We start from the raw sequence: 15,860 nt of genomic DNA, 5'->3' as shown, positions 1-15,860 counted from the left end.
TTTTCATGGCAGCAATCATTGTCGTGGGTGCCCAGTGGGGCGACGAAGGTAAGGGCAAAGCTACCGACATTCTGGGCGGGAAGGTCGATTATGTCGTCAAGCCCAACGGCGGCAACAACGCCGGACACACCGTCGTCGTCGGAGGCGAAAAGTACGAACTCAAGCTGCTGCCCGCAGGGGTGCTGTCCGAGAACGCAACCCCCATCATCGGCAATGGCTGCGTGGTGAACCTGGAGGCGCTGTTCGAGGAGATCGACGGGCTGGAGGCCCGCGGTGCGAACGCCTCCCGCCTGCGCGTTTCCGCTAATGCACAGCTGGTGGCGCCGTACCACGTGGCCATCGACCGCGTGGCGGAGCGCTTCCTAGGCAAGCGCGCCATCGGCACCACCGGCCGCGGCATCGGCCCGACCTACGCCGACAAGGTCTCCCGCGTGGGCATCCGCGCCCAGGACCTGCTGGACGAATCCATCCTGCGCCAGAAGATCGAATCCGCACTGGATCAGAAGAATCAGATCCTCGTGAAGATCTACAACCGCCGCGCCGTCGACGTGGACGAAGTAGTAGAGTACTTCCTCTCCTACGCCGATCGCCTTAAGCCGATGCTGATCGATGCGACGACGGAGCTGAATAAGGCTTTGGACGCCGGTAAGTCCGTGCTGATGGAAGGCGGCCAGGCGACGATGCTAGACGTGGACCACGGCACGTATCCCTTTGTGACATCCTCGAACCCCACGACCGGTGGCGCCTGCGTGGGCAGTGGCATTGGGCCGACGCGGATCACGGCATCCCTGGGCATCATCAAGGCCTACACCACCCGCGTGGGCGCCGGACCGTTCCCGACCGAGCTATTCGACAAGTGGGGCGAGTTCCTGCAGACCACTGGCGGTGAGGTGGGAGTGAACACCGGTCGTAAGCGCCGCTGTGGCTGGTACGACTCCGTGATCGCCCGCTACGCCTCCCGCGTGAACGGCTTCACCGACTACTTCCTGACGAAGCTGGACGTGCTGACCGGCATTGGCGAAATCCCGATCTGTGTGGCCTATGACGTCGACGGCGTGCGCCATGACGAGATGCCGATGACGCAGACTGAGTTCCACCACGCAACCCCGATCTACGAAACCATGCCTGCGTGGGACGAGGACATTACGGGGTGTAAGACCTTCGAGGAACTACCGCAGAAGGCACAGGATTACGTCAAGCGCCTGGAGGAGCTTTCCGGCTGCCGCATTTCCTACATCGGTGTGGGCCCGGGCCGCGACCAGACGATCGTTATCAATGACGTTGCGGAGAGCTAGGGCTGTCGCCGCGGCGATAGGCGGTGCTAGCTAGAGCCTGCGTAGGAAGTCAGCCAGTAGTTCCGCCGCACGGGTGAGGTTGGCCTGGAACTGTTCCGGCTGCTCCGCCTTGGTGCGGTCGAAGGTCAGGCAGTACTCGATGCTGGTGGCCTTCGGGGTATAGTTCACCCCGAAACCATTGGGGATGGTGGGGGCGAAAACGTAGCGGATGATGTGCGCGTCGCTGCCGATCGAGGTGGTGGACAGGAAGTCTGTGCGGGCGGCCTTGACGCCCGGATCTTCCAGCAGCGCCAGGGGAGCGCCGAATTGCTTCTCTGCCGTGAACGACAGTGCCCACAGGTGGCGATCGATGCCGCGGCCAGTCTTGCAGCCAATCACCCAGTTGCGGTGGGCGTTTAATGCGGCCTGCAGGTTCTCGACGGTCGGCTGTTCGGTGCCGGCGCCGGCGCCCTCGCCGGCCTCGGCTGCAGTGGCCAGCTTCTTAGAGAAGGCGACGGCCTCCGGGGTGACCGCGCGCAAGCACTCGGTGCGGCCGGCCTTGTACTCGCGCATATCCACGGCCTCGTACACCGCGCGGATGCGGCCGAAGGTCAGCTGCTGAGCAATGCAGAGAATCAGCTGGCTCATGGCATCGGCGCTGAACTTGAAGGGCAGCTCCTCCTTCGCCAGCTTCGGGACCTCGATGATTTCTACGGCGTATTCGTCGCCCGCTGGCGCGGATGCAGGCTCGGGTGCAGATTCTGGCGCGGCGCTGGAACCATCAACGCGGGCGACCGGGGAAAGTTCCAGTGGGGTCACATCGGCTGGGGTGGCATCCGCGTCGGCGTTTGCGGCCGTAGGGGCGTCATTATCCACAGCTTCCTGCACCCGGCGCATAGCCTCGACCAGGGTGGCTCCATCGACGGTAGAGTGCTCCACGTGCATGGCTACGAAGTTGCTGGCCAGGTTGATTTCATACGTCAGTGGCTTGTACACCCAGGCATGGCCGGGCTGGAATGTGAGGTTGCACAGCAGGGTGGCATCGGAGGCCTGAGCATCGTCGACGAGGTGCAGGCCGAAGAGCTGGTCGCGCAAGATGGCTAGAGTGTCGTCGGAGAAGGAGAGTGCTGCCAAGGCAGCCGAGCCGAGGTAGGACAGGCGAGTGTCGAGGGCGGAGGTTGCGTGGGGGTTTGCGTGAGTGTTCGCGTCGGCGGTTGCGCCCGCGCGCAAGTTCCGCAGGGTGGCGTGCAGCTGCTCCCGTGAGGCCAGACGCCCCTGCTCGTCTGTGATGCGCAGGTCGAAGATATGCCCCCTCACGATCACGCCGATGCTGCGAGATTCGGAGCCACGCTCGCTGAACGTGACCTCGTCGCACTCGGGGCGGGGGATGCGCAGCGCACCATTGAAGCACAGCCACTGGTTAGCATCGATGGGGTTGCCACGACCGTCGACTTCCTCCGGCATGGAGCCGTCGGCTTGCTGCAGATGCACCGCAGCCAGGGCGCGCACGATGTCTACAGCGCGATCCAGACCCGTGGTCTCGGTGTGCAGGTTGATCTGGAATCCCACGTTGGTGGTGGTCTGCAGCGGGGTACGGACGGTGAGGTAATCGCGGAGCCAACGGTCGGCCAGCCAACTGCTATCGGCGGCATCGCGGTCGGCTGCGAAGGCCTCCAGCTCAGTCTGCAGGGCAGGTCCCTGGTTTGCCTGGAAATCCTCAATAGCCCGATCCGTGGCAGCTAGAGTTTCAGCATCCACCACGGCGGAAACCGCATGGCGAAGCGTAGGCAGCGTTTCGCCTAGCGGTGGAACGGGAAGGGTCTTGAGGTGTGAGCGATTATCCTGCATGACCTCGAGTCTACTGAGGAGCCACGGGGGTGATTGCCGGAAAGATCTGAATATTTTTAAAAGGAAAATACCTATTCGGCAACGTGACGCACGTCACTCACTTAAGGTTTGTCTTACATTCGCAAGCACAGGCCCCGGTTACGAGGAGTGAAACCATGCCAATCCAGAGCCCACAGCAGGAAATCGACATCCCGAACAGCACAATCTACGACGTGCTATTCGGCAACATCGCCGAGGAAGACCTCGGTCGCATCGCCATCACGGACGACGCCACGGGCTCGCAAACCACCTACGGGGAACTCAAGGCTCTTATTGACGCCTTCGCGGGCGCATTGGCCGAACGCGGAGTCAAGCCAGGTACGGTCGTCGGGCTGCACTGCCCGAACAGCCTCGCTTTCGCGGTCGCCTTCCACGGCATTCTCCGTGCCGGGGCGACTGTTACTACCTTGGGGTCATTGCTGAACGCCCACGACGTGGCAAAACAGCTTAAGGACTCTGGTGCGACGTATGTGCTGACTACGAAGCTACTCGGAGAAGCGGGCGTCCAAGGTGCAGAAGAAGCAGGGATCGACCCGAGCAACATCATCGACCTCACCGACGAAGCAACTGGCCTGAAGGCGCTGGTGGGGGAGCGTCGCCCCGCGCCGGAGGTCACCATCGACCCGGCGACTCACGTGGCGGTGCTGCCGTACTCGTCGGGCACCACGGGTGTGCCGAAGGGCGTGCGTCTGAGCCACCGCAACCTCGTGGCGAACATTCTGCAGATCGGCGTGCGGCTCGGTCCCAACGGCCTGGACCGCGACTCCGTGGTGATGTGCGTGCTGCCGTTCTTCCACATCTACGGCATGAATGTCCTGCTGAACTCCTGCCTGTACGTGCGCGCCCACGTGGTAACCATGCCCAGCTTCGACCTGGAGAAGTTCCTGGCGGCACATCAGAAGCACGGCATCACGTTTACCTTCATCGCCCCGCCGATCGCCGTGGCGCTGGCCAAGCACCCGCTGGTGGACAAGTTCGACATCGGCTCCCTGGAGACCGTGCTTTCCGGCGCGGCGGCCCTGGATGGGCAGCTTGCAAACGCGGTAGCCAACCGCCTGGGCGTGCGCATCCTGCAGGGCTTCGGCATGACGGAAACCAGCCCCGTCACCAGCGTGAGCGATGTCGGAGTTACGCCACTGGATTCCATCGGCCTGCCGGTCTCCAACACGGAGGTGAAGATCGTGGACATCACGACAGAAGACCTCGAGGAGATCCACCCGCCTGCGAACGAGGGCGAGCGTTCCTCCGAAGGTGAAATGTGGGTGCGCGGCCCGCAGGTCATGCTCGGTTACCTCAACAACGAGGAAGCTACCGCCAACACCATCACCCCCGACGGATGGTTGCGGACCGGCGATATTGCGAACCTGGACCACCTGGGCAATGCCTACGTAGTCGACCGCATGAAGGAACTGATTAAGTACAAGGGCTACCAGGTCGCCCCGGCCGAGCTAGAGGCGCTGTTGATGACCCACGAGGCCATCGCCGACGCAGCCGTGGTCGGTTACCTGCGCGAATCCGACGGCGAAGAACTGCCACGCGCATTCCTGGTGCTGCAGCAGGGAGTGGACCCGAACGACCCGGCCGTGAGCGCAGAGGCGCTCATGGAGTGGGTCGCCGAGCGCGTGACTCCGTACAAGAAGATCCGCATGGTCGAATTCATTGACGTGATCCCGAAGTCCAGCACGGGCAAGATCCTGCGCAAGGATCTGAAGAACGTGCCCGTGGCAGCTAAGGCCTAGCGGCGCTAGAAATCCCAGTCATCCTCCTCCGTTGATTCCGCCCGCCCGATCACGTAGGAGGATCCGGAACCGCTAAAGAAGTCGTGTGTTTCGTTGGAATCCGGCGCCAGGGCGGCGATGATCTCCGGCTCCGTTTTCGCCGCTTCTTCTTCGTATTGCGGTGGGTACCCCAGATTCATCAGCGCCTTATCCGTGTTGTAGTGCACGAAGGCCATCACGCCGTCGATCAGCGATTTCTCGTCGGCTAAAGCTTCGCCGTACAGATCTCCGGAGTACTCCTTCTCTAACTCCAGAAGTTCCTCCACTAGTGAGAATGTGAACTCCTCGAGTTCCGCCGAGCGCTCCGGGTGGGCCTCCAGCCCTCGCTGGAATTTGTATCCCGAGTAGTACCCGTGGACGGCCTTGTCACGCAGGATCAACCGGATCATGTCGGCTGTATTCATCAGCGTGCCACGGCAGCTAAACCACAGCGGTAGGTAGAACCCGGCGTATAGCAGCAGGGAGGACAGTAGCGTGGCGGCGACCTTCCGCTTGAGTGGGTCGTCCCCGTAGTAGTGCTGCATCACGGCCGTCGCTCGGCGCTGCAGGGCTGGGTTACCGATGGCCCAGGTATAGGCGGCGTTGATTTCCTCGCTGCTACACATCGTGCTGAACACACTGCTGTAGCTGCGCGCGTGAACGGCCTGCATAAAGGCGATGTTTGCGTAGACCGCTTGTTCGTGTTCGGTGCGGGCATCCGGGATCTGGCTGATCTCACCAACGGTCGCCTGCACAGTATCCAGCAGCGTGAGCCCGGTGAATACCTTGGTGGTCAGCTCGCGTTCTGCGTCCGTCAGTGCGTTCCAGGTTGGCAGGTCGTTGGACAGCGGTACTTTCTCTGGCAGCCAGAAATTGCTGGTCAGCCGCTGCCAGATCTCCAGGTCCTTCTGGTCGTCCAGCCGGTTCCAATTCACCGGCCGTAGCGGCCGGGCGGGGTCGTGCGGCCATTGGGGTGGGGTTTGGGAGCGCGTGAGGTAGCTCATTGTTTCCTTTCTGATTGTTCTCGATCGTGTCATTCTGCTTGTGTCTTATTGCTCTGTCTTATGGACGCCACATCTTCCCGCCAGTCCGATTCCAGAACTCCCGGATGCCTTCCCGAACACGGGCAACATCGCGGGCCGTGCCGAGCAATTCAAAGCGATAGAGCTCCGGCACCCGGCACTTGGCGGCGATTGTTGGTCCAGCGCAGCAGTATGCCGTACCGAAATTCCTGTTTCCGCTGGTGATCACACCCCTGATGAGAGAGCGGTTATGTGAATTGTTGAGGAAGGTGATGACTTGCCTGGGCACCGCCTTCCGCGGGTCACCTCCGCCATAGGTTGGGGTGATGAGCACATAGGGCTCGTCGACGATGAGCTCCGCCTCCTTGCGCCGCAAGGGGATGCGGCGGGCGGGAATGTCCAACTTGTCGACGAATCGGCGGGTGTTTTCGGAGGCAGAGGAGAAGTAGACGATGCGCGGCTGCGAGACCGCGATTGGTTGCATTGGGGGAGAGGTCCTTTACAGCTTGTTGCTAGTTGGAGCTGGTTGTTCGTTGGGGTAAATATCCATAACACTAGCTTCCAAAAGTTCAATGACACGAACTTTACAACAACAAGGCATTGAACTTTTGTGTAGGGTGCCTGGTGTATCCAAGTTCACACCGCGTACGCGGCTGCGTAGTGCGGAATACGTCAGAGAGAAGAAAGGAAAAAGCTCGTGGCGAAGCTAACCCAAGAAATGAAAGACATGATCGATGCACAGCTGCCGTACCTGGCGACTGTGACCGACGGCGAGACTCTACTGCCGGACATCGGTCCGAAGCGCAGCTTGCGCGTGTGGGATGACGAGACGCTGATCTATAACGAAAACACCGGCCGGCAACACCTGGAAAACCTACGGGCCGGTTCAAAGGCCGCTGTGGCGGTCGTGGATTGGGCAGAGCTAGACGGGTACCGGTTTATCGGTCCAGCAGAACTGTTCCACGAAGGGCCGGTGTGGGAAGCAGCGGTGAAGTTCGCTGAGGAGAAGGGGCATAATCCGCCGAAGATGGCGGTGCTGATCCACATCGAGCAGATCTACACCCTCATGCTCGGCAAGAATGCTGGCCGGTTGTTGGCCAGCGATGACGAGTCCCTGATGGTGGACTAAAAACCGTATTCGCGGGCGGTGATAGCCGCCTGGTTAACGATCCACTCCACCATCTCCTGCGTCGGGGCGCCGGAAATGGCCTGGTTGGAGGGGTTATTCATTACGCGGCGCACCACGCCCTCCACGATGATGGCGACCTTCCACAGGCCTAACACGTGCCAGTAGGCCAGCGCCTGGCGTTCGCGGTCGGAATCCTTCCCGGCCTTCTGCAGGTAGCGCTCCGCCAGCGCCTCCGGGGTGGGGAAACCGTCGGCCAGCGCGGCCTCGAAGCCAGGCAGCTGCAGGCCATTCTTGACCGGCCAATACGCCATTAGGGAGCCGATGTCCGACAGCGGGTCGCCAAGCGTTGTCAACTCCCAATCCACCACCGCGTTGATCTTCCCGGTATCCGGCTCCGCAATGATGTTGCCGATGTGCAGGTCACCGTGGACCAGCACGGTCTCGTCCTGCTCCGGAATCTTCGCCACCAGCAGCCGCGTCAGTTCGTCCAGCGCCGGCAGCTCGCGGGTCTTCGTCTTATCCCACTGGCCCGTCCAGCGCCGTAGCTGCCGTGGGGCGTAGGGCTTGTGGGACGCCAAGTCGTCCAAACCCACAGACTTCAGATTCACGCTGTGGATCGCCGCCATCGCGTCGATCAGTCCGTCGGCGATCTTGCCGCGCACCTCGGGCGTAATACTGTCCGCAACCTTCATGGAGTTGACGGTCACACCGTCGATGGCGGACATGGCGATCACTGGCACGTCGGCTACCTGCTCGCTGCCTTCGCCGTGAGCTTCACCGCGGCCTTCCTCCCAGTCCGTCGAGCTGCCGTAGATCTTTGGCACCGGCACATCCGTGTTTTCCAGCGCGGCCATTATCTTGCCCTCGCGGACAACATCGTGGGCGCTGGCGGTCAGCGTGCCCAGGGGTGGACGGCGCACAACTACGCGTTTGCCCTGGGAATCCGTGGCCAGATAGGTCAAGTTCGATTGCCCCGCGCCGATGCGCTGTAGGGAGATGCCATCCGCGCCGCCTTCCAGTCCGGCTACGTCGTGCAGCCAGCTGGCCAGGTGGGCGTCAGAAAAAGGGCTAGGGGCGCCAGCAGCGCCGGAAGGGCTAGAGTTACTGGTCACGATACTTCCTCAATTCTGCTCGGGCGATGGTCATGCGGTGCACCTCATCCGGGCCGTCGGCTAGGCGCAGGGTGCGCAGGCCGGCCCACATCGCGGCCAGGGGAGTGTCGTCGGTAACGCCCTCCCCGCCGTGAACCTGAATCGCCTGGTCAACGATGCGTAGCGCCATCGTCGGGGCAGCTACCTTGATGGCTGCGATCTCCTGGCGGGCGGCCTTGTTTCCAACCGTGTCCATCATCCAGGCGGCCTTCATCGTCAGCAGACGCGCCTGCTCGATGTCGATACGAGCCTGGGCGATCTGATCGCGGATGTTGTCGCGGTTAGCCAGAGGCTTGCCGAAAGCAGTGCGGGACAGGGCGCGGGTGCACATGAGTTCCAAGGCACGCTCGGCCATTCCGATGGCGCGCATGCAGTGGTGGATGCGGCCCGGGCCCAGGCGGTCCTGGGAGATCTTAAAGCCCATACCCTCGCCGCCGAGGATGTCCTTATCCGGTACGAAAACATCCTTGAAGTGGACCTCCGCGTGGCCTTCGCGGTCGTGGTAACCGAACACCGGCAGGTTGCGCACGATCGTCACGCCGGGTGCGTCCGCGGGCACGGCGAGCATGGATTGCTGGCGGTGGGTCTCCGCATCCGGGCTGGTCTTGCCCATCACGATCATCACCTTCAGGTGCGGGTGCATACCGTTGGAGGTGAACCACTTGCGGCCGTTCAGCACGTAGCCGCCGTCGGTGCGCTCCATGCTCATGCGCACGTTGGTGGCATCGCTGGAGGCCACGCCCGGCTCCGTCATGGCAAACGCGGAGCGGATTTCACCGCTGAGCAGGGGTTCCAGGTACTTCTCCCGGTGCTCGTCGGTGCCGTAGAGCTCGAAGACCTCCATGTTGCCGGTATCCGGGGCATTGCAGTTGCAGGCTTCGGGGGCCAGGTGCATGGAGCGGCCCATGATCTCCGCCAGAGGCGCGTATTCGGCATTGGTTAGGCCCGGGCGGTTGCTGTCTTCCCCTTCGCCGTCAGTGCCGCTTGTGCCGCCAGTGCCACCAGCTCCGCGATGGGGGTGGAAGAGATTCCACAGACCGCGCTTCTTCGCCTCGGCCTTCAACTCGTCGAGGATGGCGGGGAAGTGGTGCGGGTCGCCGGATTCGCGCATTTGCTGCTCGTACACGGCTTCGGCCGGGTAGATGCACTCCTCCATGAATTCGGTGAGCTTGCCTTGGTACTCCAAGGACCGTTCGCTGTGCTGGAAGTCCACTGTTTTCTTACCTTTCGACGCCAGATTGTCCGCCAGCGGACTTATCCTGAGCGCTGGAATTCCCGGGGGTAGTCACGTCAACGGTCTTGTTGCCCACGAGCATTCCGCCGTCGACCACGAGGTTCTCGCCGGTGAGCCAGGAGCTGGTGGGGGCCGCCAGGAAGGCGATGGCATCGGCGATGTCCTCTGGCTCGCCGATGCGGCCAGCGGGGATCAGGGTGGAAGTAGAGTCTTCGTTTTCCTTCCACAGCGCCTCCGAGAGCTTGGTGCGCACCACGCCGGGGGAGATGCTGTTCACGCGGATGCGTGGCGCCAGTTCGCGGGCCATCTGCTTGGTCAGGTGCAGTAGGGCGGCCTTGGAGGCGTTGTACACGCCGATGTAATCCTCCATGGTCAGGGCGCCGATGCTGGAGACGTTCACGACCGCACCGGCGGGGCCGCTATTGCGGGTGGCCTTGCCGAGGCCTGCCTCTATGGCAGCGCTGGTCCAGATGACTGGCCCGATGGTGTTGATCTGGAAGACTTTCGCCATGATTTCCGCGGACTGCTTGTGTACGGGTCCGAAGGCGGGGTTCGTGCCCGCGTTGTTGATGAGTACATCGAGACGGCCGAATTCCTCGATCGCCTGGGTGCAGGCCTTCTTCGCTGCTTCGGGGTCCGCAACGTGGGCGGCGATGCCGATCACACGACCAGCGTCGGGGTTTTGTTCCCGGGCGGCTGCCTGTAGTTCCTCGGCGGCGGGGCCGACGGTTTCTGGCTTACGGCCGGTGATGACCACGTTCGCGCCACTGGCCGCGAGTTGCAGCGCGGTGGCGTGCCCGATGCCGCGGGTACCGCCGGTGACGATGGCGGTCAGGCCGGCGTAATCGTACTTACTCATTCAGGGGTCCTTTGCGGGGTTTGGTACGGGAGTTGGGATTGGGTTTGGGTTGTGACTTGCATCATAAGCAGGTGGCGGGCTGCATATATGAAGGATCGCAAAACTAAAGACTTTTGGGTGTGAGTAAGGGACACTGGCCTAAGGCTTAGAAAAGTTTGGAGTTCTAGAAAATGGGGATCTTGTACTTGGTGCGTCATGGGCAGGCCAACTCTGGGGGGCTGCACACCAGCGACGTTGCAGACGGTGCCATGGAGGAAACCTACGACCGCCTGACACCCCTCGGACACGAGCAGGCTGTAGCGACCGGACGCAGCTTGGCTGCGCGCATTGGTGGGGCAGGGGAGAGTGCGGCGCGACCGGTGGTGTTGTCCGGTCCGCTGGGGAGGCAGCTCAGCACGGCTCAGGGGATTCATGCGGAACTGGAGGCGGCTGGCCTGGAGCCGCAGGCGATTCGCACTGTGGAGCAGTGGCGCGAGTTTAGCTCCGATGACGTGCTGGCTCCGTACTTCCGCGCCCACCCCGACAAACTCGCGGAGATCCGCCGGGCCTACGGGGCCTCGCGCGATGACCCCCGGGGGGTGAAGGAGCACAACCGCCTGCTCGGCCGTGCCATCGACGCTGCCCTACGCGAGTGGTGCCTCACCCCGGCATTCGACTCTTTCACCGCGCAGGTCAAGAATGGTTTTTCGGACGCCACGTCCCTTGTCGCGGGCGATCAACCAGTCGTGGTAGTTACCTCCGGCGGGCCGATCTCCATGTGCGCGGCCGAGCTCATTGGTGCCGATTGGACCCGGCTGATCAACAATATCTTCACAGCTTCGGTGAGTGTGTTTAGCGTCCGGAGTGCGGGCAAAGCCCAGCTGCTGAGCTTCAATGAACATGCGCACCTGGACATCCCGGACATATCGGGGAGCCGCCCGCTGCGCCGCTACCGTTAGGGATGGTGCTGGGTAGGAGGGGGCGACCGTTGTGGCCGGTATTGCTAGCGATTCCTAGCCGTTAAATCTCTTCCCCAGGCTTGGGATCTTCCATGCCGACCATGCGGAAAGTCATCAGGCTTAGGGTCTCGACTACGCGGTCGACGATCTCGTCACGATTCTCATCGGTGACCTCGTAGAAGCCTTCCACGAAGGTGGCATGGCAGAAGCGGGTGTACATCGCAGCAATGGCGGCAGCGGTGTATTCGACATCGTCTACCGGATCGATCATGTGATTAGCGATCAGCGCCTCCAGCATGCGGCGGTTACGGCCGACCAGCTGCTTAGCAATCTGCATCTGGCGAGTGGCTAATTCCGGGCTGAACTGGGAAGACTGGGCAACCAGGTTCATCGCTCCGGCATTGTCTGCGTAGAAGCGCACGAATGCACGGTTGCTGCGTAGAATCGTAGCGCGGGCGTTATCAACACTCAGCAAATTGTCGTCGATGGCGGGACTCATGTCCTTCTCGACAGCATCTAGCACGTTCATCAGCAGATCTTGGCGGTCTTCGAAATACGTGTAGAGGGTACCGACGGAGCAACCAGCAACCTCAGCGATCTTGGTCAGCTTAGTGTCGTGGTAACCATCGCGGGTGAACACTTGGCGTGCGGCATCCAGGATGGCCTTGCGGCGAGCCTCGGCTTTGGACGAGCGACGTCCCTTGGGGCGAGTAGCTTTGGCCTCGTTCGTGGGCTCAGTGGGCTCGGCTGAAGCGTCGTTCTGGTTATTATTGTCGTGCACCATGAGCTACATCATATAGGATTTAACACTCTTTAACTAACTAAAACGGCTTTCTTGGAACTCTTATGATTCAAAATTCAATTGTTGCGGGGGTGCGGAAGCCGCGTGTGGTTGCGGACGTGGATACCGGGATCGACGACAGCCTGGCGCTGGTCTATTTGGCAGCGCTGCAATCCGCTGGTGAGATCGATTTGGTGGTTACTACCAGTGCGGGAAACACAACGGCACAGCAGGCGGCGGTGAATTCGGCGGAGGTTTTGCGGCTGGCTGGGGCCGCGGAAGTGCCGGTTGTTGCGGGAGCGCAAGCACCCCTGAAACTCCCGTTGACGACGACCCCTGAGACTCACGGGGAAAAAGGTTTAGGTTATTATTCGCCCGGTGTTTGGGCGGAGGCCGCGTCGGCTGATGTGGAGACCGTGTCGGCTGATGTGGGGGCTGCGGTGCGCTCTGATGTGCGGGCTGCGGTGGATGCGTGGCGCGGGGCGTCGCATCTCCTGATCGCCGGCCCGGCGACGAACCTGGCGTGGGCTCTGGAGCACGCACCCGAGGTTGTGGGGGCGGGAGCTGCCGTCACCCTGATGACCGGCGCTTTCAACTACCCCGGCAACACCACTCCCACCGCTGAGTGGAATGCCTGGGTGGATCCGCACGCACTCAAGCAGGTGTTTGGTGCCGGTGCTGGCCGGGGTGGCGGCCGCCACGTCCCCACGATTTGCCCACTTAACGTCACCGAGCAAGTACTGCTTTACCCGGATCGTTTGCACAGGTGGCAGGACGTACTGCAGCCTACGCGACCGGGGCTGGCTGCCCTGCTTGGCGATGCCCTCCGCTTCTATTTCGAGTTCCACCAGTCGGTCGGCGTGGGCTATTGCGCGCAGATCCACGACCTCGCCGCGGCCATGGTGATGTTGCGCCGTGTTCCTTGTTCTTTTTATGACGCCACCGTGGACGTCGAGGCAGACTCCCCCCTCATGCGCGGCACCACCGTGGCCGACCGGGTTGCGCAGGCGCGAGGCACATACTGGAATCGCCCGGCCAATGCCCGGATTCTAGAGTCCCTGGACCCGGCCGAGGTTTTTGCGGAGTTCGAGCGAGTGGTGTGTGGACGGCAGCTGGAAGGGGAGTAGTCAAGGTTAGAAAGGCGGTAGCCGAGGGCTTTGAGAAAGCAGACGCGCCGCGCCGGGACTTCGAGGAGTCACCGACGCGGCGGGTATGCGGCGAATGCGCGGCCGGTAGAGCTGGCGACTAGTCAGCTAACCGGCGGAAACTAGACGCGCTCGCGTGCCTTCTTGGCAGCAGCCACCAGAACCTCCAGGGAGGCGGTGGTCTCTTCCCAGCCACGGGTCTTCAGGCCACAGTCTGGGTTAACCCACAGCAGGGAGGGATCCACGGAATCCAGGGCAGCGGTCAGCAGGTCATCGACCTCCTGCTGCTTCGGCACACGCGGGGAGTGGATGTCCCACACGCCCGGGCCAACGCCCAGCTCGTAGCCCTCATCCTTCAGCGCAGCCAGAACCTGCATGCCGTTGCGGGCGGCCTCGATGGAGGTCACGTCGGCGTCCAGGTTAGAGACCGTGTCGATCAGTTCGTTGAACTCGGAGTAGCACATGTGCGTGTGGATCTGCACCTTGTTCTCCGCACCAGAGGTAGCCAGGCGGAAGGAGCCAACGGCCCACTTCAGGTAGTCCGGCTGCTGCTCCTTACGCAGCGGCAGCAGCTCGCGGATGGCAGGCTCATCCACCTGCACCACGCGAGCGCCAGCAGCGATCAGGTCGTCGATCTCGTCGCGCAGCGCCAGAGCAACCTGGTCGGCGGTCTCACCCAGCGGCTGGTCGTCGCGCACGAAGGACCAGGCCAGCATGGTTACCGGGCCGGTCAGCATGCCCTTGACCGGCTTGTCGGTCAGGTCGGCTGCAACCTTGTACCAGTCCACGGTCATGGCGTGCGGGCGGGAAACGTCACCGAAGATGATCGGCGGGCGTACACAGCGGGAGCCGTAGGACTGTACCCATGCGTGCTCGGTGGACAGGTAGCCATCCAGCTGCTCGGAGAAGTACTGCACCATGTCGTTACGCTCCGGCTCGCCGTGCACCAGCACGTCCAGGCCCAGCTCTTCCTGGCGCTTGATAACGTCCGCGACCTCGTCCTTCATGGCCTGGGTGTAGGCCGCATCGTCGATCTCGCCCTTGCGGTGCTTCGCACGCGCCTGGCGGATCTCGGTGGTCTGCGGGAAGGAGCCAATCGTGGTGGTCGGCAGTGGCGGCAGGTTCAGCTCTGCCTTCTGCGCCTCGCGGCGAGCCTCGATGGAATCGCGGCGACGGTCAGCGTCGGTTACTGCATCCTGGCGCTCACGCACCGCGGCGTTGTGGGTCAGGGTGGAGTTCTTGCGGTTCTCGATGGCCTCGCGAGTCTCGGTGAACAGCTGTTCGTCCGCCTCGGTCTGCTCGCCACGCAGTGTGCGGGACAGGGCGGCGACCTCTCGAATCTTCTCGGAACCGAAAGCCAGCCACTTCTGTACTTCGGCATTCAGGTTCTGCTCGCGCTGCAGGGAGTACGGCACGTGCAGCAGGGAACAGCTGGTAGAGACGGCCACCGGGCCGCGCTCCTGCAGGCCTTGCAGAGTCTTCAGCGCTGCGTCCAGGTCGGTGCGCCAGACGTTGTGGCCATCCACAACACCGGCAGCCAGCAGCTCCTTGCCGGTCCAGGCGGGCAGCTCGGCAGCGGCAGCGCCACCGGTAACCAGGTCCACACCGAAGGCAGCCACGCCGGAGCCGCCGAGCAGCTCGATCGCAGCGTTGCCGTCGCCGAAGTAGGTCTGGATGAGGAGCTGGACGCCCTCATCGCCAGCGCCCGCAGCCTCAACCAGCTTCTCGTAGCCAGCGCGAGTGCGCTTCAGCAGATCCTCGTTGGCGGCCGCATCAGCGTAAGCGAAGTCGGTAACCAGAATCGGCTCGTCGAACTGTACCCACTTCACGCCGCGATCGGCGATGCGCTTGAGCAGGCGGGAGTAGGCGTCGAAAATTTCCTCGAGGTGCGCGAAGGCATTAGAACCATCGACGGTACGAGAAAGGGCCAGGTACGTCAGCGGACCAACCAGAACCGGGCGGACGGCCTCGCCAGCGCGGGTGACCTGGTCGCGGATGTCCTCAAGGAACGCGGAATCGTCCAGCTCGACGCGGGAGTCCTTGGCCAGCTCCGGGACGATGTAGTGGTAGTTCGTGTCGAACCACTTCGTCATCGCAGAAGCTGGCAGCTCCTTGGTGCCGCGGGCAGTGGCGAAGTAGCGGTCGATGAAGCGCGGCAGGCCGTCGTTGTCGTGGTCCGCGATGTCCGCGACGCGCTCGGGCAGCAGACCCAGCAGGGCGGTGGTATCCAGCACTGCGTCGTAGAAGGAGCGGCCAGCGAAGGCTGCGGAATCCAGGCCTGCGGCTAGCAGCTCGTCGGTGTAGTCGTTGACCAGGCGAGTTGCGGTGGTAGCCAGGTTGCGGCCGGTGGAGTTATCGCGCCAGTAGCCCTCTAGAGCCTTCTTCAGCTCGCGGTCGGGTCCGATGCGCGGTACCCCGGCGACGGTTGCGTTGAAAGTCATTATCTTTCCTGTCTTCCTTGAACTTTTCCGAGTTGGTTGAGATCTTTGTCTTGGCCTCGCCAAGCGAGGCTGTATCAAAGCTGCATTAAAGCTGTATGGAGTTTTTGCCAGTGCGTTTCCTGCGCGGTGTCGCCTTTCCCGGGGCTCCAGAAGGTACACCTGTGCGGCGGGCGAAAAGCCGTCGCCGATGCGCGGGACGCTTGCTCAACCATTTAAGAATAGACAGCTTAGTCTGTCAACTA

General features: G+C 62.4%; 13 protein-coding genes. 5 read left to right on the top strand and 8 right to left on the bottom strand.

The window, feature by feature from the left end; genetic code table 11:
- Positions 1-5: 5 nt before the first annotated feature.
- The gene (locus ACKFRT_RS07400; protein WP_408924846.1) at positions 6-1,295 is read left to right on the top strand and encodes an adenylosuccinate synthase; all 1,290 of its coding nucleotides are present in this window, start codon (positions 6-8) and stop codon (positions 1,293-1,295) included.
- 30 nt (positions 1,296-1,325) lie between these two features.
- Here ACKFRT_RS07400 and ACKFRT_RS07395 read toward each other — a convergent pair whose 3' ends face one another.
- A complete protein-coding gene (locus ACKFRT_RS07395; RefSeq protein ID WP_408924845.1) occupies positions 1,326-3,122 on the bottom strand; it encodes a choline/carnitine O-acyltransferase in 1,797 nt (598 codons plus the stop codon).
- A 155-nt stretch (positions 3,123-3,277) separates the two neighbouring features.
- On the opposite strand from ACKFRT_RS07395, the gene ACKFRT_RS07390 reads away from it, so the two are divergent.
- Positions 3,278-4,900, top strand: a complete 1,623-nt coding sequence (locus ACKFRT_RS07390; protein WP_408924844.1) for an AMP-binding protein — start codon at positions 3,278-3,280, stop codon at positions 4,898-4,900.
- 5 nt (positions 4,901-4,905) lie between these two features.
- Here ACKFRT_RS07390 and nrdF read toward each other — a convergent pair whose 3' ends face one another.
- Both nrdF and nrdI read right to left on the bottom strand, forming a co-directional pair.
- Positions 4,906-5,922, bottom strand: coding sequence for a class 1b ribonucleoside-diphosphate reductase subunit beta (gene nrdF / locus ACKFRT_RS07385; protein ID WP_408924843.1), 1,017 nt, complete (start codon positions 5,920-5,922; stop codon positions 4,906-4,908).
- A gap of 58 nt (positions 5,923-5,980) precedes the next feature.
- Positions 5,981-6,424, bottom strand: coding sequence for a class Ib ribonucleoside-diphosphate reductase assembly flavoprotein NrdI (gene nrdI / locus ACKFRT_RS07380; protein ID WP_408924842.1), 444 nt, complete (start codon positions 6,422-6,424; stop codon positions 5,981-5,983).
- Positions 6,425-6,637: 213 nt separating this feature from the next.
- On the opposite strand from nrdI, the gene ACKFRT_RS07375 reads away from it, so the two are divergent.
- A complete protein-coding gene (locus tag ACKFRT_RS07375) occupies positions 6,638-7,069 on the top strand; it encodes a pyridoxamine 5'-phosphate oxidase family protein (protein WP_034987205.1) in 432 nt (143 codons plus the stop codon).
- On the opposite strand, the gene ACKFRT_RS07370 is transcribed toward ACKFRT_RS07375, so the two are convergent.
- From ACKFRT_RS07370 to ACKFRT_RS07360, 3 genes are read right to left on the bottom strand one after another with little or no spacing between them, the layout of a single operon-like run.
- Positions 7,066-8,181: a phosphotransferase family protein gene (locus ACKFRT_RS07370; protein WP_408924841.1), complete on the bottom strand. Its 1,116-nt coding sequence runs from the start codon at positions 8,179-8,181 to the stop codon at positions 7,066-7,068. The two genes, ACKFRT_RS07375 and ACKFRT_RS07370, sit on opposite strands and share 4 nt — an antisense overlap.
- Entirely contained in the window at positions 8,171-9,433 is a 1,263-nt protein-coding gene (locus ACKFRT_RS07365; protein ID WP_408924840.1) for an acyl-CoA dehydrogenase family protein, read from the bottom strand. Before ACKFRT_RS07365 ends, ACKFRT_RS07370 begins: the two co-directional genes overlap by 11 nt.
- Positions 9,434-9,440: 7 nt before the next feature.
- On the bottom strand, positions 9,441-10,313 hold the full coding sequence (locus ACKFRT_RS07360) for an SDR family oxidoreductase (protein ID WP_408924839.1): 873 nt from the start codon (positions 10,311-10,313) through the stop codon (positions 9,441-9,443).
- A gap of 170 nt (positions 10,314-10,483) precedes the next feature.
- On the opposite strand from ACKFRT_RS07360, the gene ACKFRT_RS07355 reads away from it, so the two are divergent.
- Positions 10,484-11,251 carry a histidine phosphatase family protein gene (locus ACKFRT_RS07355; RefSeq protein WP_408924838.1) on the top strand — a complete coding sequence of 256 codons (768 nt, stop codon included), beginning with the start codon at positions 10,484-10,486 and terminating at the stop codon, positions 11,249-11,251.
- 61 nt (positions 11,252-11,312) lie between these two features.
- On the opposite strand, the gene ACKFRT_RS07350 is transcribed toward ACKFRT_RS07355, so the two are convergent.
- Positions 11,313-12,035 carry a TetR/AcrR family transcriptional regulator gene (locus ACKFRT_RS07350; protein ID WP_408924837.1) on the bottom strand — a complete coding sequence of 241 codons (723 nt, stop codon included), beginning with the start codon at positions 12,033-12,035 and terminating at the stop codon, positions 11,313-11,315.
- A 62-nt stretch (positions 12,036-12,097) separates the two neighbouring features.
- On the opposite strand from ACKFRT_RS07350, the gene ACKFRT_RS07345 reads away from it, so the two are divergent.
- Positions 12,098-13,159, top strand: coding sequence for a nucleoside hydrolase (locus ACKFRT_RS07345; RefSeq protein ID WP_408924836.1), 1,062 nt, complete (start codon positions 12,098-12,100; stop codon positions 13,157-13,159).
- Positions 13,160-13,299: 140 nt separating this feature from the next.
- Here the strand turns inward: ACKFRT_RS07345 and metE are convergent, their stop codons facing one another.
- A complete protein-coding gene (metE, locus tag ACKFRT_RS07340) occupies positions 13,300-15,618 on the bottom strand; it encodes a 5-methyltetrahydropteroyltriglutamate--homocysteine S-methyltransferase (protein ID WP_408924835.1) in 2,319 nt (772 codons plus the stop codon).
- Between the last annotated feature and the right edge of the window lie 242 nt (positions 15,619-15,860).

It is taken from the genome of Corynebacterium jamesii, assembly GCF_046097395.1.
Lineage (GTDB): Bacteria > Actinomycetota > Actinomycetes > Mycobacteriales > Mycobacteriaceae > Corynebacterium.
Note: the sequence above shows the minus strand (reverse complement) of the source record. Positions and strands in the feature narration are given on the sequence as shown.

Bases quoted from the DNA above. Each gene is read 5' to 3' on its own strand.
- ACKFRT_RS07400 (WP_408924846.1), top strand. From the start codon at position 6: ATGGCAGCAATCATTGTCGTGGGTGCCCAGTGGGGCGACGAAGGTAAG.
- ACKFRT_RS07395 (WP_408924845.1), bottom strand. From the start codon at position 3,122: ATGCAGGATAATCGCTCACACCTCAAGACCCTTCCCGTTCCACCGCTA.
- ACKFRT_RS07390 (WP_408924844.1), top strand. From the start codon at position 3,278: ATGCCAATCCAGAGCCCACAGCAGGAAATCGACATCCCGAACAGCACA.
- nrdF (WP_408924843.1), bottom strand. From the start codon at position 5,922: ATGAGCTACCTCACGCGCTCCCAAACCCCACCCCAATGGCCGCACGAC.
- nrdI (WP_408924842.1), bottom strand. From the start codon at position 6,424: ATGCAACCAATCGCGGTCTCGCAGCCGCGCATCGTCTACTTCTCCTCT.
- ACKFRT_RS07360 (WP_408924839.1), bottom strand. From the start codon at position 10,313: ATGAGTAAGTACGATTACGCCGGCCTGACCGCCATCGTCACCGGCGGT.
- ACKFRT_RS07355 (WP_408924838.1), top strand. From the start codon at position 10,484: ATGGGGATCTTGTACTTGGTGCGTCATGGGCAGGCCAACTCTGGGGGG.
- ACKFRT_RS07350 (WP_408924837.1), bottom strand. From the start codon at position 12,035: ATGGTGCACGACAATAATAACCAGAACGACGCTTCAGCCGAGCCCACT.
- ACKFRT_RS07345 (WP_408924836.1), top strand. From the start codon at position 12,098: ATGATTCAAAATTCAATTGTTGCGGGGGTGCGGAAGCCGCGTGTGGTT.
- metE (WP_408924835.1), bottom strand. From the start codon at position 15,618: ATGACTTTCAACGCAACCGTCGCCGGGGTACCGCGCATCGGACCCGAC.